Consider the following 16,942-nt stretch of genomic DNA (forward strand, 5'->3'; position numbering starts at 1 on the left):
CTCCTTATGACGGCGAAGCTCTCCTCCCGTATCCCCGCCGCGCGCGCGGCGCTGACGAAGTCCAACCAGGAGTACGCGCGGGCCTACCCGGGTGAGTCTCCGCGCCGCCAGCCGGTGCACACCGTGTACGGCGGCGCCCAGCTCTTCAAGGCGGAGACGGCGCGGAAGATGGGGCAGGTAGCGCTGGCCACGTTCCGCGAGTACGCGCCGGACGCGAGCACGCTCGCCGGGTGCCTGGAGCTGCCGCGGCAGGGCGACTTCGCGCAGCGGGTGTACGAGCGCGTGGTGGCCAAGCTCGAGCACGAGGCGGTGGAGGACTTCCGCATCGACTTCGAGGACGGCTACGGCAACCGGCCGGACGCGGAGGAGGACGGGCACGCGGTGTCCACGGCGGAGCAGGTGGCGCGGGGGATGGCGGAGGGCACGCTGCCGCCGTTCATCGGCATCCGCATCAAGTCCCTCACCGAGGAGCTGTTCGAGCGGGCCGCGCGCACGCTGGAGCTGTTCGTCACCACGCTGCTGGGGCGCACGGGCGGAAAGCTGCCGGAGAACTTCGTCGTCACGCTGCCGAAGGTCATCTCGCCCGAGCAGGTCTCCGCGCTGGTGCGCATGCTGGAGGTGCTGGAGCAGGATGGTGGACTGCCGGCCGGAGCGCTGAAGCTGGAGCTGATGGTGGAGACGCCGCAGTCCCTCTTCGATGCGCAGGGGCGGCTGGCGCTGCCGGGGCTGGTGGCGGCGGCGGAGGGACGCTGCGTGGGGGCGCACCTGGGCGTGTATGACTACACGGCCTCGCTCAACATCACGGCGGCGTACCAGAGCATGACGCACCCGGCGTGCGACTTCGCGCGGCAGTTGGTGCAGGTGTCGCTGGCGGGTACGGGGGTGGCGCTCTCGGACGGAGCCACCAATGTCATGCCGGTGGGCCCGCATAAGAAGGAGGGCACGCAGGCGCTGACGGCGGCGCAGCAGAAGGAAAACCGCGAGGTGGTACACCGGGCGTGGCGGCTGGCGTACGAGCACACTCGGCACTCGCTGGCGCTGGGATACTACCAGGGGTGGGATCTGCACCCGGCGCAGCTGCCCGTGCGCTACGCAGCGGTGTACGCGTTCTTCCTGGAGGGGATGGATGCGGCCTCGCGCCGGCTCAAGGGCTTCGTCGAGAAAGCGGCCCAGGCGACGCTGCTCGGGGACGTGTTCGACGACGCGGCCACGGGACAGGGGCTGTTGAACTCCTTCCTGCGCGGCATCGCCTGCGGGGCCATCACGGAGGAGGAAGCCCAGGCGAGCGGGCTCTCGCTCGAGGAGCTGCGCAGCCGCTCGTTCCTGAAGATCCTCGAGGGCCGGCGCAAGGTGGGGGCGGCCCGATAAGGGCCAGGGGACCGCCAGGTGAGCGTCTCTCCTGCATCCAGAACATGGCCCGCCCTCGCCACGCTGGCCCTGCTCCTGGCTGGCGGCGGATGCAAGGAGCGCGCTTCGTCGCAGGTGACCGACGCGGGCATTTCCTCGCGCGAGAGCGTCCCAGTTCCAAGCGCGCGCCTGGACGAGGATGCGCTCGACGCTCCCGTTCCCCTGGAAGAGGTAACGGACGGTGGCTGGGAGGTCCTCGACCTGGTGGGACCCGCTGTAGACCTGCCCATCGAGACCCATCTTCTTCCGTTGGCAGGTAGGGTGGATGTGGCGAACCGCTACGTGTCGGTCGTTCTGGTCACGGTGGACCTCAACGAGAAGAAGAGAAACTTTTGCAGCGGGACCATCATTGGCCACCGTCTCGTCCTGACCGCAGGACACTGTGTGTGTCTGCAACGGAAGGAGCCCTCTGAGCCCAGCGGCTCCCAGAGCATCATCGATGGCTCTGCATGTGCGAGGACCGCAACCGTGGCTACGACCGCATATGGTCCTTTCGCGGATACAAATGAGAGGGTGGCTTGGCGTAGAGCGACCTATGACGGAATGGTCCGGCCCCATCCAAGGCTCCGAATCGTCCTGGATGGGCAAGGCCATGTGGTGTCCAGCGATGCGGACCTTGCAGTCATCGTTCTGGATGAGCCCTTCGAGAAGGAGTTCCGCCCCATCCCGCTGGCGGACAAGGACATCCAGCTCAACGAGTCCATCGTCATCGTCGGTTCCGGCTATGACGAGACGGCCAATGCCTACGACGGGGAGCGGCGCTCCAGCACTAACACGATCATCGAAGTGCTGGCATCAGGAGGCGGGCGGCTGCGCATCCGGCAACCCGATGGCCACCACTACAAGGGAGATAGCGGAGGACCCTGCCTGCGAGAAGGGTCCGAGGGCGCCGTCCTTGTCGGTGTCTCCAGCCGGAACCTAGGCGAGGGAGAGGCCGTCACGAGTACGTACCCATACCGGGACTGGCTGCGCGGCGAGATCCAACGAGCAGAGGGAAGACAGCAGACGCGTCCGAAGTAGCAGCCACCCTCGGAATCAGAGCTGGAGTGGACCGATGCTTCAATCCTGGAGAGTGAGGCTCCTTGAATCTGCCTTCCTGACAGTGCTCCTCGCCAGCGGAGGCTGTGCGATCAGCGCATCTACCGAGCATCCTGACCTCGAATACGTCCCCGCGGAGCTGCAGCTCGGCAGCGCGAGTCCGGTCGTGTCCGAGGGCTGGATCGATAGTCTGAATCGCTACCTGTCCACCGTATTGGTGACCACGACCTTTCTCGTCCCGAAGAAGGGAACCCAGGTCAAGACGTGCAGTGGAGTGATCATCCACCCGCGAGTGGTGCTGACCGCCGGACACTGTGTCTGTGCGGTTCGGCAGCCGGTTCCTCCCGAGGCGAGTGACACAACGCTCACCGACAAGTCGACGTGCGCGAAGACGGCTCAGGTCACGCTGCTCCGATACGAGCCCTCGGACAGTCCGGCTCAGGACGTGCCGCGCTCTGGCTCCTCTGGCCCGCCTGCCGCGAATCTTGGGCCGTACAGCGGAAAGGTCCAAGCACACGAGGATCTTCACATCGTCTACAAGGATATCGATACGGGCACTGGCTGGGAGACGAACACGGAATACAGCCACGCGGATCTCGCGGTCATCGTTTTGGAAGAAGCCCTGCGAGGCCCTGCTCGCCCCATCAAGCTGGCCGACGAGCCCGTCCACCTCAAGGACAGGATCGTCCTTGTGGGATATGGAGCCGGAATTCTCGGCAATGCGTTGGGCGCTCCCGTGCGGCGCTACGGTGAGAACACCGTCGTTTCCATCAAAGCGGACGGCTCGACCTTCCACGTCGGCAGAGGGCTCGAGATTGAGCCCAGCTATCTTGGAGAGAAGCCAAGTGTCGTGCGACAGCGAGGCTCATATGCCGCCGCAGGCGACAGCGGAGGGCCCTGCTTCCGCGAACGCAAGGGGGCCCTGGAGCTGGTAGGCATCGCTCGATCGACGCACGGCCCGCCGCTCGTGCTGTCCGTGTACACCAGCACCCACGCCTACCTCGGGTGGCTCCGCCAGAAGATCGCCGGCGTGGAGGCGGACCCTACGGATTAGGCCGCCCCTCCTGCCCTCTCCATCAGCAGCCCTCCGGGACATCGACCACGGCACACAACCTGGGGGCCGGGTTGTCCCCCGGGCGCCGGTTCTCTATGGTCCCACCTCAGCACCGCGCCCTGGCGCGCTCCGCCGCCCCTTCTTCCGAGATCTGATGAGCCCCGTCGTCCAGGAATGGCTGAACCTCGTCGTCCGCTGGGCCCACGTGATCGCCGCCATCATGTGGATCGGCGACTCGTTCCTCTTCATGTGGCTGGACTCCCAGCTCCGCAAGCCCGACCGCCCCCTCGAAGGCGAGGTCGTCGGCGAGCTGTGGATGGCTCACAGCGGCGGCTTCTATGAGGTCGTCAAGCGCAAGAGCCTCCAGGCCCTGCCGCCCCAGCTCCACTGGTTCAAGTGGGAGTCGTACTCCACGTGGATCAGCGGCTTCCTCCTGCTCATCATCGTCTACTACATGGGCGACCGGGCGATGCTCACGGACGCCAGCTCGCCCCTGTCCCACCTCCAGGCGGTGGGCATCAGCTTCGGCCTCATCGCCGGAGGCGTCGTCCTCTACGACGTGCTCTGCCGCACGCCCCTCATCCGCAACAACCGCGTCTTTGGCGCCGTGGGCTTCGTCCTCATCACCGCCGCCGCCTATGGCATCACCCAGGTCTTCAGCGCCCGCGCCTCCTTCCTCCAGGTGGGCGCCATGCTCGGCACCATCATGGCGTCCAACGTCTTCTTCCGGATCATCCCGGCCCAGAAGCACATGCTAGCCGCCACGCGCGCGGGCACCCAGGTCGACACCTCCTATGGCGTGCGCGCCAAGCAGCGCTCGACGCACAACCACTACCTGACGCTGCCCGTGCTGTTCACCATGGTGTCCAACCACTTCCCCGTCCTCTTCGGACACCCGGAGCCGTGGGCCGTGCTCGCCCTCCTGTTCCTGGCCGGAGCCGGTGTGAAGTACATCATGAACTTCCGCACGCGCACGCACCCGGTGGTGCTCGGCGGCACGGTGATGGCTCTTGCCGGCGTGGCGGTGATGACCGCTCCGAAGTCCATGGAGATCGATCCCGCGCTCGCCACCGGACCCAAGGTCTCGTTCGCCACGGCGCAGGCCATCGTCCAGACGCGCTGCGTGACGTGTCACGCCGAGAAGCCCACCAACCCGTCCTTCACCGCCCCGCCGCTCGGAGTGATGCTCGACACGCCCGAGCGCCTGCAGGCCCACGCCCAGCGCGTCTTCGTGCGCTCCGTGCAGACCCAGACCATGCCGCTGGGAAACATGACCTCCATGAGCGACCCGGAGCGGAAGCTGCTCGGCGCCTGGATCGCTCAAGGCGCGGACATCAAAGCTCCCGGCCCGGCCGACGTCCCCACCACGGTGGCCGCCCCCACGAAGGTGTACGCCAGCGCGGCGGAGGAGGCTCGCGCGGTGTTCGCCCAGCGCTGCGCCCCGTGCCACGGCCCCGAGGGACGCGGCAACGGCCCCTCCTCCGCGGCGCTCAACCCGAAGCCGCGCAACTACCACGATGTCGAGTGGCAGAAGAGCGTGACGGACGAGGGCATCGCCAAGACGATCCTCGAGGGCGGCATGGCCGTGGGCAAGTCGGAGATCATGCCGGCCAACCCGGACCTCGAGCAGCGGCCCGAGCTCGTCACCGAGCTGGTGAAGCTGCTGCGCTCCTTCGGCAAGGAGGGCGGCAGTCCGTAAGCCCCTCCGGAGTCCACCCGAGCCGTAGGGCTCACCAGAGCATGTCCTGCTCCTCGGTCACGCCCGGCAGGTTCGCCAGCGTGTACGTGCGGCCCTGCACTCGCACGGTGCCCTCGAAGAGCCCCACTGGCTGCGCGAAGTGGCTCACCACCAGGCGCAGGTCCTTCTCCTCGCGGTGGACGTAGATGGGCTTGAAGCGCAGATCCACCGCGCCGTCGTCCGTCCTCACCCGCCACGGATCCAGCAGCTCCTTCGGGTCGTACTCGAAGCGCGCGCTCCCCAGCGGGTAGATGCGATCTCCCACCCACAGCGCGTTCTCGGTCTGCCCCGAGCCCTCGTTGAAGCCCTCCGCGAAGTTGAAGCCCACGGGCGTCCCGTCCGCCAGCCGGCCCGCCGCGAAGGCCCAGCGCCACGCGGTGTGTCGCGCCAGGTAGCCCTGCGTGTAGTCCAGCCCGCCCACGCCTCCATCCATCCGGAAGCGCTTGCCCCCCGCCTCCAGGCTCCCCAGCGCCAGCAGCCCGCTGCGCTTCTGCGTCACGTTCACCAGCCCGTCCTGCTCCACCGGGGCAATCAGCGTGAGCGCGGGAGGCCCGCCGGCCACCAGCAGCTCGCCCCGCCACTGGAAGGACTGGAGGCTCCCGGTCCGCACCCGGCTGACGTCCACCTCCAATTGGTAGCGCTCGTCCTCCTCGCCCCGCCGCGCGGAGAGCCGGCCTCCAATCGTCCTGAACGAGGCGGCCAGCCCGGCGCCTGGCCGGTCGCTCACCGCCACCTGCGGTCCGGGTGCTCCGAGGAAGCTCACGTCGGCCAGCGGCCGGCGATCCTTCAGGTCCACCGCGACGGCGAAGGCGCTCGAGGTGTAGCCCAGGTCGATGACCGCGAAGACGGCGGCCACCTCGGGCGTGGCGGCGAAGGTGTAGAGCCAGCGCTTGCGCTTGAGCAGCCGAGCCGCCGCCGCGGGCGCCCACCGGCCCTGGAGCCGCCCCAGGTCCACCTCGGGCAGCTCGCCCTGGTACTTGCCGAAGCGAGGCTCGCCCTGGCTCGTGGCCACGGAGTTCGGGACGGGAGGAAGCGGCATCTCTCGCTCGGGTGTCATCTCTCTCATTGTGGAGAGTTGCCCGCGCGCGCGCCACGAAACCGGCTCCGGGAGGATCGATCCCGGACAGACCCGCCCCCCAGGACTACCAGGTGATGTGCAGATCGAAACTGATGGGCGAGGACTGCGTTACACGGATGGTGGGGGTGACCTTCGTCATCCGCAGCCCCTCCTCCAGCAGGCCTCGGAGGAAGTGGGGCGACAAGCCCACGCCGGTGCGGAACTCCATGCGGTAGCCGCGCTCGTGTATCTCCACGGCGTTGACGACGATGGGCGAGGAGTCGAACCGCAGGTGCTCCGGGAACTTCTTGAGGAAGCGCGCGGGCCCCAGCAGCGGCAGGTTCACCGACACCACGCGCCCCAGCACCGTCTGCGAGAAGCCCTGGGCGAACTGCTGGCCCAGCCTGCGCCGCCCCTCCTCCACCGTCAGCCCCGGGTAGAAGTGCTTGCAGGCGATGTCCAGGCAGCGCCGGAACAGGCTCAGCGGGTACTGGGGGACCAGGTCGTCCCGATCAAAGCCTGCCTCGCGCAGCTCCGCCTCGAAGGCCTCGTTGCGCGGCAGCCCGAGCACGAACAGCCCTTCGAAGAGGATCGCGCGCGACATGGGCTCCACCCCGAGCGGGGGCGGCGTCAACGGGCTCGTCCGCTTCTGCATGGCCCGAAGACTCACACCAAAGCGACTCGGAGTGAAAGTCCTGAACCCTACAAACAACCCTTGACGTTGGATGCACCGCGTCACGAACGGCCGAAGATGATGCGCTCCTCGCTCAGCAGCCGCGTGGTGAGCGTCAGGCACAGGGCCGCCGCGGCCACGCACCCCAGCGCGCCCAGGAGGAAGGGCAGCGGGCCGACGGCCTGGCCCCGCATCACCTCGCCCACCAGGAGCTGCTGGCTGAAGATGGGAATGGCGTACATCCACAGCTGGCTCTGGATGGGCGAGACGGCCAGCAGCATGCCGGGCACCATGGGCAGCAGCAGCAGCAGCTGGATGTACGTCTGCGCTTCCTTGAAGGAGCGCGCATAGGTGGACACCAGCATCTGCCCCGCCGAGGCCACCAGCGCCAGCGGCACCACCGTGGCGAGCATGCCGAGCACCGCCGCCACATCGAAGCGCGCCTTCACGCCCAGGTCCTGCAGCGGCACGTGGCTGGCCGCCAGGAGGAAGGCCGTGAGGCACACGCCGATGGCCACCCACGCGAGCACCACCGTGGTGAGCCACTTGCCCAGCACCACCGCGCCGCGGTGCACCGGGTTGAGCAGCAGGGGTTCCAGCGAGCCGCGCTCGCGCTCTCCCGCCATGGTGTCGATGGCCACGTTCATCCCGCCCATGAAGGCGGCGAAGACCAGGAAGATGGGGATCATGTTGAGGATGTTGGCGGCCATGCGCTCGGGCGTGGCCAGGTCCACCTCGTCCACGCGCACGGGGGTGGCCAGCTCGGGCGAGACGCCTCGGGCGAAGAGGCGCTGGGCGCCGATCATCCCCGAGTAGCCCTCCAGCAGGGGGCTCAGCCGCCGGACGGTGGCGCGCGCCTGGTTGCGCGAGTTGTCCACCACGAGCTGCACCGCGGCGGGGTGTCCCGAGGTGAAGTCCTTGCCGTAGTCCGCCGGGATGATGAGCACGGCGTCCAGCTCGCCGGCCTGGATGAGCGCCTCGTAGTCCTTGGGCGTCTCCTTGAGGATGGCGCCGTGGCGCTCCAGGAAGGCCATGAGGCTGGGAGCGTTCTCGCGGCCGATGACGGAGACCTCCAGCGGCTTGCCCTCGCGGAACCACGAGGCCATCAGCGTGAACATGACGGCGAAGATGAGCGGGCCGATGAGCGGACCGGCCAGCGCGCTCATCACCGAGCGCCTGTCGCGCAGGTGGTCCTTCATCTCCTTGCGGAAGACGGTGGCGATGAGCCTCCTCATTGCATCAACCCCTGGTCGGTGCCGATGACGGACACGAACGCCTCCTCCAGGCTCTCCTTGCCGGTGCGGGCGCGCAGCTCATCCGGGCTGCCCTCGGCCACCACGCGGCCCCGGGCGATGACGACGATACGGTCACACAGCGCGGCCACCTCCTGCATGACGTGGCTGGAGAAGAGCACGCAGTGCCCCTCCTCCTTGAGCCGGCGGATGAGGGTGCGCACGGCGCGGGTGCTCATCACGTCCAGGCCGTTGGTGGGCTCGTCCAGCAGCACGTTGCGAGGGCTGTGCACGAGGGCGCGCGCCAGGGCCACCTTCATGCGCTCGCCCTGGCTGAAGCCCTCGGCGCGCCGGTTGGCGATGTCCTTCATGTCCAGCAGGGCGATGAGCTCGTCCACGCGCTTGTCGAGCGCCGCGCCGGACAGCCCGTGGAGCTCCCCGGCGTACCGGGCGTGCTCGCGGGCGGTGAGGCGCGGGTAGAGGCCGCGCGCGTCCGGCAGCACGCCGATGGCGCGGCGCACGTCCATGGGGCGCTCGGCCACATCCAGGCCGTCCACGCGAGCGGTGCCGCGGTCCGGCTTGATGAGGGTGTAGAGCATCCGCAGCGTGGTCGTCTTGCCGGCGCCGTTGGGCCCCAGCAGGCCCGTGACGACGCCGTCCGCGGCGGCGAAGGACACATCCTCCACCGCCGTCACCGCGCCGAAGCGCTTGTGAAGGTTGCGCACTTCAATCATCGACGGCTCCCCATCAAGGTACCGGGCCCGCGAACGAGGTGAAGAACGGAGGGCGCGTCAGGTCCGAGCCACACCCGGGCTTCAAGCCGTCCACGCTGCCCTTCGTCACGAAGTCCGCCATCAGCGCCTGGATGCAGCCCAGCACCATCGTGTTGTGGCCCACGCCGGGCACCACCACGTGCAGGCTGCGGGAGAGCGTCTTCTTCGCCTCCTCTCCCCACACGGGCGGCGTCACCGGGTCCAGCTCTCCGGACAGCAGCAACGTGGGCACCGAGGACGTCACCGGCTCCCGGTAGCCCTCCGGCACCGTGCCGCGCGGCCACACCTTGCACGGCTCGAGCATGTTGCGGACCATCTGCTCGCCGAACCAGGTGCCCTTCGCCTCGCGGGTGATGGCCTCGTCGGTGATGAAGGGCGCGTCCTCCGCGCACACCACCGAGAAGAACATGCCGTGGCTGATCGTCTCACTCATGCCTCCCGAGACGCCCTGGCTCAGCGCGACGAACGGAGTCCAGTCCCCCTTCGTTGCCCGGTCCAGCATCAGCGGCACCAGCGTGGCGATCTCCGGCACGTAGAGCTGGCCGAACAGCATCTGCAGGAAGACGGTCCGCGAGAGGGTGATCTCCTCCGGCACGCCGGTGAGCGGGTGCTCCACGCTCACCTTCACCGGCGCCTGCCCCATCTGCTCCACCATCGCCTGCACCCGGGAGCGCAGCTCGGGGAACGCCTTGGCGCAGCTGGCGTCCTTCTCGCAGTGCTCGAAGAGCAGGTCCAGCGCCCGCTGCCCGTCCCGAGGCATGTACAGCGGCAGGTACAGGCTCATGGGCGCCACGCCGTCCAGCACCACCGTGCGCACGCGCTCCGGGTGCTGGCGCATGTACACGAGCGCCGCCCTCGTCCCGTACGAGATGCCCCACAGGTTGAGCTTCTCGTAGCCCAGCGCCTCGCGCACCTCGTCCAGGTCATCCATCGCGATGGGCGTGGTGTACAGGCGAGGGTCCGCGTCGTAGCCCGCCACGCACTTCTTGAACTCCTCCTCGCGGTAGGCGTCGTCGAACTTCGCGGCCAGCCCCTCGTTGATGGGGTCCGGGTGGCACTTCAGCGGCCGCGACGCGCCCGTGCCGCGCTGGTCCACCAGGACGATGTCCCTGTTGCGGTGCAGCCGGTCCACCATCTTCAGGACCTTCACCTCCGTGGCCGCCTGCCCCGGCCCGCCCGCCAGCAGCACCACCGGATCCGGCTCCGCCGTGGCCGCCAGCGCCGGCACCACCACCACGCGCAGCGGCACCTTGCGCCCCTGCTTCGCCGCCCGGTCCTCGAAGACTTCGTATGTGCCGCAAAGGGTCTGGTACTCGATGCCCTCCACGCGGCAGGAGCTCAGGTTCACCCGGCGTCCGGACTGCTGCCCACCGCCCCGGCTGCACGCCCCCGTCAGCACCACCGCGAGCGCCAGGAGCATGGTGAGTCGGAAGTGCCTCACTCCTCCCGGCCGCAGGCGTGGATCAACGTTGAGGGTTTCGCCGGGCACGCGCTTCCTCCATGAGTCTCGGGCCTACCGGGACTTACCACCCCAGCCCTCCTGGCGCACCTCGCTCCCGGTGCTCGCGGCCTTGAATCCCATCCCCCTGGGGCCCGTCCACTGCTAAGCCCATGCCCACCATGAAACGATCCCTTCTCGTCCTCCTGGCCCTGTCGCTGCTCACCCTCACCGGCTGCGCCACGCTCAAGAAGCTCTTCAAGAAGCCGCGCGTCACCTTCAAGACCGCGCGCCTGTCGAGCGCCTCGCTCTCGGACGCCACCGTGGACGTCGTCTACCAGGTGGACAACCCCAACACCTTCGGCCTCTCGCTCGCCAAGGTGGACTACGCCTTCTTCGTCGAGGGCAAGCAGGTGGTCGCCGGCAGCCCTCGCAAGGGCCTGCAGCTGAAGGCCCGCGACAGCAGCGAGCTCGTCTTCCCCGCCAACGTGAAGTTCGCGGACATCGTCCCCGTGGTGGAGACGTTCCTCACCAAGGACGCGGCCGCCTACAAGGTGCAGGGCGAGCTGGGCATCGACACGCCCATCGGCGTCATCAGCTTCCCCCTCACGCACGAGGGCACCTTCGAGGTGCCCAAGGTCCCCAACGTCCAGTTCGAGGCGCCGCGCATCAGCAACATCTCCCTCACCGGCGCCACGGTGGAGTTCCCCCTCAGCATCACCAACCGCAACAGCTTCCCCCTGCCCATCGCCGGGCTGGCCGGAGACCTCAAGGTGGCCGGCGCCAGCGTGGGCACCCTGTCCACGGGTGACCTCGGCATGCTCGATGGCAAGGGCAGCCGCCAGGTGACGCTCCCCCTGCAGATCAACTTCGCCCGCGCCGCCTCCGCCGCCTCGGCGCTGCGCTCGGGTAACGCCCAGGTGACATGGAACGCGCGCGTCACCTCCGGCAGCCAGAACCTGCCGATCAACATCGGCCAGCTCCTGCAATTCAGACGCTGATCGGCGGGCCCCCCGAGCGGTGTGCTTTACCCTCCGGCTCGCGCTCTGCCATGCTCGGGGCATTCCCCGAGACTGTGGGGCCGAGCCCCCGGAGGAACGACACGATGACGCGGATGTGGGTGGTGAGCGGCCTGATGCTCGCGCTGGTGGGCTGCTCTCGCATCGAGACCCGGCCGAATCCCCAGGACGAGGACACCCTCTTCGGCTCCAACGTCCCCCTCATCAAGGCGCCGGCGAAGGACCGCTGCGCCGCTCACGGGAAGTCCTCGGTGCGCGCCTCCTGTGACGACGCCAGATACCTGGGCACCGAGTACACCCGGCGGCTCTCCGTGGGTGACGATGTGTGCATCGAGGGCGGCTACGGCGACGAGCCTGGCCCCTCCTGCAACGCCCGGGCGGCCGTCATCGACACGGGCCCCAACGGGGTGAAGCTGGAGATCCGCAGCGCCAGGCCGGACTCCCGCTGGTTCAAGTCCGAGATGCGACATGCCTGGTACGAGGAGGGCGCGTTGGTGGACCTCTACCTCGCCGAGCGGGGTTATTAGAACACCATGGCTTTCTACGATTCCTTCGTCGAGCGGCTGCAGTCCTTCAAGATGCTGACCCCCGCCGAGCTGAAGAAGCTGGCGGGCGCCAAGCTGTCCGACGTGGTGCTGCAGGAGATCGCCCGCTCGCGCACCCGGGTGGCGGACCTGGAGAAGCGCTTCCCCTCGGCCGGACCCAAGGAGCTGGCCCAGCACCTCATCGAGGGCAAGAAGGCCCTGGCCGGCATGGCCGGCGGGGTGAGCGGCGTGTTCGGCCTCATCTCCGTGCCCGCCGACATGGTCTTCATGTCGTGGCTGCAGATCATCCTCCTGGTGGACCTGGCCACGCTCTACAAGGTGAACCTCAAGAGCGAGCGCGCGCGGGGCGAGCTGCTGGACTTGTTCGGCTACGCCAATGGCCTGGGGCCACTGCAACGCTCCAGCCCGAAGGTGCTCGGCGGGCTGGCGGCGAGGCTGCTGGCCAAGGGCGGGCTGCCCACGCTGGGCCGGGCCATGCCGCTGGTGGCCGCGCCCATCACCGCCTACCTGAACAACCAGCACATCCAGTCGGTGGGCGATCAGGCCGTGCGCTTCTACGAGGGCTTCGACAAGGCCCACGCCAAGGCCCGCGGCTCGCGCGAGAAGAAGACGGGCTGAGCCTCCGCCCGGGCGCGCCACGTCGCTCTAGCCGTCGCGGGCCTCGCTCGCGGCCTCGACGCAGCCGCGGACGGCGGCGCGCTGCACCTCCCGGGGGAGCAGCACATGGAAGGTGCTGCCGTCGCCCTGGCGCCCCGTGGATTCGGCCCAGATGCGGCCGCCATGACGCTCGACGATGCCGCGGGCGATGGTCAGCCCCAGCCCCAGGCCTCCATACGAGACGCCGTGCGCCCGGCCGAACCGCTCGAAGATGAAGCGCAGCTTCTCGGGAGGGATGCCCAGGCCGTGATCCCGGACCGTGACGTGGACGAACTCCCCTTCCCGCCGCGCTCCCACGATGATGGTGCCACCGTCGGGCGAGTAGCGCATGGCGTTGGAGAGCAGGTTGGTGAACACCTGATCCAGCCGCTCGCGGTCCGCCGCCAGCACCAGCCCGTCCGGGACATGGAGGTGGATACGCCGCTCCTCCTGGAGCGGCTCGAGGTGCTCGGCCACCTCGGAGAGCAGCTCGCGCAGCTCCACCACGCCCGGCTCCAGGTGCAGCTCGCCCCGCTGGAGCTTGCTCACGTCCAGCAGGTTCTCCACCAGCCGGGCCATCCGGTCCACGCTGCGGGCCAGCCCCTGGAGGGCTCGCTCCACCCCGCCGTTCATCCCATCGCCTCCCTTGCGCCGGGCCAGGAAGACGAAGCTGCGCGCTGCCTGCAGGGGGGTGCGCAGCTCGTGCGCCGCCATGGTGAGGAAGACGTCCTTGGCCTCGCCCGCCGCCCGGAGCGCCTCGATGGCTCGCCGGCTGTCGTCGATGTCCGTGGCGGTGACGATCCATCCGGTGAGCACGCCGGGCTCCTCGAGCTCCGGGAGCATGCGGCCCTGGAACCAGCGGTAGGCCCCGTCCGAGCTCCGCCGCAGCCGGTACTCAACCTCCGTGGGCTGCCCGCTCCGATGTGAGCGGGACCAGGCGGCGCGAGCGCGCTCCAGGTCCTCGGGGTGGAAGATGCTGTCGATGGCCTCCCACTGCCGGCCCTGCTCGGGGCTGAGCCCCGCGTACTCCAGCCAGCAGCGGTTGGTATAGGTGATGGCTCCGTCCGGCAGCATGGCCCAGATGAACAGCGGCAGCGCGTCCACCAGCGTGCGGAAGCGCAGCTCGCTCTGCCGGGCCAGCATCCTGCGCTCCAGCTCCCAGAGCGCGGCCTCCTGGCGCTGCAGCCGCTGCTGCTGGAGGTACAGCGCCACGAAGACCTCCACCTTCCAGCGCAGCACGTCCGGGTTGAAGGGCTTCACCACGTAGTCCACCGCGCCGTGCTCGTAGCCGTGGACCAGGTCCGCCTCCTCGCGGCTGTGGGCGGTGAGGAAGATGATGGGGGTGTAGCGCGAGCGCTGCCGCTGGCGGATGAGCCGGGCCGTCTCGAAGCCGTCCAGGTCCGGCATCTGCACATCCAGCAGGATGACGGCGAAGTCCTCGCGCAGCAGATGACGCAGCGCTTCCTGACCCGAGGAGGCACGGACGAGCCGCTGGCCGAGCGGCTCCAGGATCGCCTCCAGGGCGAGCAGGTTGGACGGATGGTCGTCCACCATGAGGATGCAGGTCTTGAGCGGCTCGGCCTGGGGCGTGAACTGGGGCGTGCTGGTAATGCCTTCCACGACCATCCGCCTCCTTCGGGTCCGTTGTCCGGAGGTCTGTGCTGAACTCCAACTGGGTAACGCTGGGCACGGTAAGGATTTCCTCCGCTCCCCTGCCTGCCTCACAGGCGAGCATCGATGATGCCGCTCCGTTGGCAGTCGAGCATTGCCTCTCGCGACGACCAGGGGTTGGCGCCCTCTTGCGCCACCTCCACATGCAGCGAGGGGGCGTGGACCTGCCCCAGCCTCCAGCGCCCCTCCGCGTCGGTGTGCCCTCGCACCGGTGGCAGCGAGCCATGGACTCCCGCCGCCGTCACGAGCGCCCCGTACACGGGCTGTCCCGTCGCGGCGGAGCGCACGCGCACCTCGCAGGGGGTTCCCTCCTCCCGCACGAGCAGCGAGACGGAGCGCTCCGTGTCCCGCGCTCCCACTTCGACAGGCGCGCTCTCGTGGAGCGCGTAGGGGGAAGCGGCGGCCAGCACGCGGTACGTGCCCGGCTCGAGGAGGGACACCGCCACCTGGCCCTCTTCGCGGAGGAACTCCTCGGCGGGCTGGAGGCGCCACCCGCCTGAGGACTCGCGACGCTGGAGCAGGAACACCGGGTAGGGCCGGCGCGCCTTCTGCTCGAGCTGGCCGCGAGCGAATGCGTCCATGCGCAGCACGAGCCACCGGTAGGCCGGCATGCGCCACGTCACCTCGGCCTCCGGGGCCCGCGCATCGGGAGTGAACGCGAACTCCCAGCGCCGAGGCGCCACGGGGCGGCCCGAGACGGCGGGAGCCAGCACTGCCGCGAACCGCGAGGCCCTCCAGGCGGGGAGTCCGGGAACGCTGAAGCGCCCATCCGCTCCCAGCTCCACGGGCGGACCTGGTGGATCCACTCGCTCGAGGTGGGCTCCCGGAGGCGCTCGCTCGGAGCTCCCGAGCAGCAGCCGCCCGCGCAGCTCGATGGCTGTGCCCTCCCCCTCCGGGAAGAGGCGTGCGAGGTCCAGCACCACCGTCTCCACGCGCCCCTCGCGCAGTGGCACCTCCAGCGGCTCGCTCTCCCGGCCCGCGTCGGAGCGCACGCTCAGGCGCACCGCTCGGTCCGGTGGGAGCGGCTGCAACAGCGTCTCCTGCTCGAGGCTCAGGGGAATCGGCGTCTCATCCTCGAGGGCACTCGCCAGCACCGGGGAGACCGCCCTCACCACGGGCAGCAGATCGCTCGCGCGCTCGACCTCAACTGGATCCACGACTCGCGAGAGGCTCAAGAGGTAGCGCCCGGAGGCCTGGTCTGAACGCGCTCCCGTGAGTCGGATCCGCAGTCCGGTCGGGCGAGTGGCTCGCAGCGTCCCGGCGTCGAGCACGCCTGCCTGAAGCGTTCCCTCGGGCACCAGGTCTCCCCAATGGAAGGTGCCGTCCTGCTCCCACGCGAGCAGCCGGTAGCGGTGCGCCGCCGGCACCGGCACCGGTCCCAGGGTGCCTCCGCCGCGCGGCTCGGGCGTCACGGGAGCGGTGAGCCACTGCCTCACGTTGGCCAGCTCCTCCAGCCGAGCAGGGCCGGCGCCATACTCCCCCGCGCGGCGTGCCTCCTCCCACTCACCGCGGTCGGACTCCGAGATGAACGCCACCCCCACTCGCGCCTCTCCGGAGAAGGGCCGCTCGCCCAGGAGCGTCGCGCGCAGCAGCAGCGCTCCGGACTCCTGGGAGCGCGGCTCCGGACTCCCGGGCGGCACCTGCACCCTCGGCGCGGCCTCCGAGGAGCGCGCCCCGCCGACGGAGCGTCCTGACCCGGCCCCCGTCTCCGGAGCGCGCGGCCACAGCCACCACAGCCCGAGCCCGAGGAGCGCTCCCACGAGCACCTGGGCGCCTCTGCGACTCCGCGCGCTCAATCCGTGCTGCTGCTGGAGTACAGCTTCAGGTTCACCGGCGCGTGGTCGGACAGCCGGGTGACGAAGTCCGTGGTGCTCGCCACGTAGTCCCGGACGGCGCTGGAGAACTCCGTCACATACGTGGACTGCATCCAGAAGTGGTCGTACGCGTTGACGAAGCCTCCGCTCGTGTTGAGCGTGGTAGCCACATCCAGCTTGCAGGACACGGCGGGAGAGACGCTCGCCTTGAAGGTGTTCCACCACGCGGAGGTGCCCGGCGCGTTGTGGTCTCCCAGGAGGATGACGTCCTGGTCGCTGGTGCTGCCGGCCTGCACGCTGTTGAAGACCGTGTGGATGGCGGCCAGCTCCGCCGCGCGCTCGGCCTCGGTGCCGAACAGGGTGTGCCAGTTGATGAAGGTGAAGTCCTCGGCCGTCGCCACCTGCCGCACCTTGACGATCTGCGGCTCTCGCTCGAACACGTCCCCCGTGTCACTCCACACGCTGGAGGACAGCAGCGTCACCACATCCGTGCGGTACAGCACCGCGTAGGCTTCCTTGTATGAGGAGCGCCCCAGCAGCGGCGTCACCGCCACGCTCCACGTCTTGCCGGACAGCTGCGTGAGCGCCGAGGCGATGGACGCCGGCACGCTCGTGTCCATCACCTCCTGGAGGAACACGAGATCGCACCCGTTGGTCGACGCGCTGTTGGAGCCGTACTGGTTCCAGATCTGCTTCGCGTCATCCAGGTAGGTCTGCTCGCCGCTCCAGCCCTCGTGGCGGAGGTTCCAGCTCACCACCCGGAGGTAGGCGCCCGCCTGGGCGAGCGTGGGGACGACGAGTGCGCAGCACAGGACCGCGCGGAGGAGGAGCGCCTGCGGCTTCATTC

General features: G+C 69.2%; 15 protein-coding genes. 7 read left to right on the forward strand and 8 right to left on the reverse strand.

The window, feature by feature from the left end; translation table 11 throughout:
• Window positions 1–6 precede the first annotated feature (6 nt).
• The 4 genes from KY572_RS21250 to KY572_RS21265 all read left to right on the forward strand — a co-directional run bounded on the left by KY572_RS21250 (window position 7) and on the right by KY572_RS21265 (window position 5,198).
• Window positions 7–1,368: a DUF6986 family protein gene (locus KY572_RS21250; protein WP_224244741.1), complete on the forward strand. Its 1,362-nt coding sequence runs from the start codon at window positions 7–9 to the stop codon at window positions 1,366–1,368.
• 114 nt (window positions 1,369–1,482) lie between these two features.
• The gene (locus tag KY572_RS21255) at window positions 1,483–2,427 is read left to right on the forward strand and encodes a trypsin-like serine protease (protein ID WP_224244742.1); all 945 of its coding nucleotides are present in this window, start codon (window positions 1,483–1,485) and stop codon (window positions 2,425–2,427) included.
• Between the two features lie 34 nt (window positions 2,428–2,461).
• On the forward strand, window positions 2,462–3,499 hold the full coding sequence (locus KY572_RS21260) for a trypsin-like serine protease (protein WP_224244743.1): 1,038 nt from the start codon (window positions 2,462–2,464) through the stop codon (window positions 3,497–3,499).
• 154 nt (window positions 3,500–3,653) lie between these two features.
• Window positions 3,654–5,198, forward strand: a complete 1,545-nt coding sequence (locus KY572_RS21265; RefSeq protein ID WP_224244744.1) for a urate hydroxylase PuuD — start codon at window positions 3,654–3,656, stop codon at window positions 5,196–5,198.
• Window positions 5,199–5,229: 31 nt separating this feature from the next.
• On the opposite strand, the gene KY572_RS21270 is transcribed toward KY572_RS21265, so the two are convergent.
• The 5 genes from KY572_RS21270 to KY572_RS21290 form a co-directional block, all read right to left on the reverse strand.
• Window positions 5,230–6,294: a DUF2804 domain-containing protein gene (locus KY572_RS21270; protein WP_224244745.1), complete on the reverse strand. Its 1,065-nt coding sequence runs from the start codon at window positions 6,292–6,294 to the stop codon at window positions 5,230–5,232.
• A gap of 85 nt (window positions 6,295–6,379) precedes the next feature.
• Window positions 6,380–6,949 carry a DUF2378 family protein gene (locus KY572_RS21275; protein WP_224244746.1) on the reverse strand — a complete coding sequence of 190 codons (570 nt, stop codon included), beginning with the start codon at window positions 6,947–6,949 and terminating at the stop codon, window positions 6,380–6,382.
• Between the two features lie 80 nt (window positions 6,950–7,029).
• Window positions 7,030–8,202, reverse strand: a complete 1,173-nt coding sequence (locus KY572_RS21280; protein WP_224244747.1) for an ABC transporter permease — start codon at window positions 8,200–8,202, stop codon at window positions 7,030–7,032.
• Complete coding sequence (locus KY572_RS21285) at window positions 8,199–8,933, reverse strand: ABC transporter ATP-binding protein (RefSeq protein WP_224244748.1); 735 nt, start codon at window positions 8,931–8,933, stop codon at window positions 8,199–8,201. Before KY572_RS21285 ends, KY572_RS21280 begins: the two co-directional genes overlap by 4 nt.
• A 13-nt stretch (window positions 8,934–8,946) precedes the next feature.
• Window positions 8,947–10,392 (reverse strand): alpha/beta hydrolase, encoded by a 1,446-nt coding sequence (locus KY572_RS21290; RefSeq protein WP_224245015.1) that lies wholly within the window; start codon window positions 10,390–10,392, stop codon window positions 8,947–8,949.
• Between the two features lie 191 nt (window positions 10,393–10,583).
• On the opposite strand from KY572_RS21290, the gene KY572_RS21295 reads away from it, so the two are divergent.
• The 3 genes from KY572_RS21295 to KY572_RS21305 all read left to right on the forward strand — a co-directional run bounded on the left by KY572_RS21295 (window position 10,584) and on the right by KY572_RS21305 (window position 12,592).
• On the forward strand, window positions 10,584–11,411 hold the full coding sequence (locus tag KY572_RS21295; RefSeq protein ID WP_224244749.1) for an LEA type 2 family protein: 828 nt from the start codon (window positions 10,584–10,586) through the stop codon (window positions 11,409–11,411).
• A gap of 104 nt (window positions 11,412–11,515) precedes the next feature.
• Window positions 11,516–11,956 (forward strand): hypothetical protein, encoded by a 441-nt coding sequence (locus KY572_RS21300; protein WP_224244750.1) that lies wholly within the window; start codon window positions 11,516–11,518, stop codon window positions 11,954–11,956.
• Window positions 11,957–11,962: 6 nt separating this feature from the next.
• Entirely contained in the window at window positions 11,963–12,592 is a 630-nt protein-coding gene (locus tag KY572_RS21305) for an EcsC family protein (protein WP_224244751.1), read from the forward strand.
• Window positions 12,593–12,619: 27 nt separating this feature from the next.
• Here the strand turns inward: KY572_RS21305 and epsF are convergent, their stop codons facing one another.
• From epsF to KY572_RS21320, 3 genes are all read right to left on the reverse strand, one after another.
• Entirely contained in the window at window positions 12,620–14,236 is a 1,617-nt protein-coding gene (epsF, locus tag KY572_RS21310) for a response regulator EpsF (protein ID WP_407659982.1), read from the reverse strand.
• A 95-nt stretch (window positions 14,237–14,331) separates the two neighbouring features.
• The gene (locus KY572_RS21315; protein ID WP_224244752.1) at window positions 14,332–16,077 is read right to left on the reverse strand and encodes a carboxypeptidase-like regulatory domain-containing protein; all 1,746 of its coding nucleotides are present in this window, start codon (window positions 16,075–16,077) and stop codon (window positions 14,332–14,334) included.
• Window positions 16,074–16,940: an endonuclease/exonuclease/phosphatase family protein gene (locus KY572_RS21320; protein WP_224244753.1), complete on the reverse strand. Its 867-nt coding sequence runs from the start codon at window positions 16,938–16,940 to the stop codon at window positions 16,074–16,076. The genes KY572_RS21315 and KY572_RS21320 overlap by 4 nt, the downstream gene beginning before the upstream one ends.
• Between the last annotated feature and the right edge of the window lie 2 nt (window positions 16,941–16,942).

It is taken from the genome of Hyalangium gracile (genome assembly GCF_020103725.1).
GTDB classification, from domain to species: Bacteria; Myxococcota; Myxococcia; order Myxococcales; family Myxococcaceae; genus Hyalangium; species Hyalangium gracile.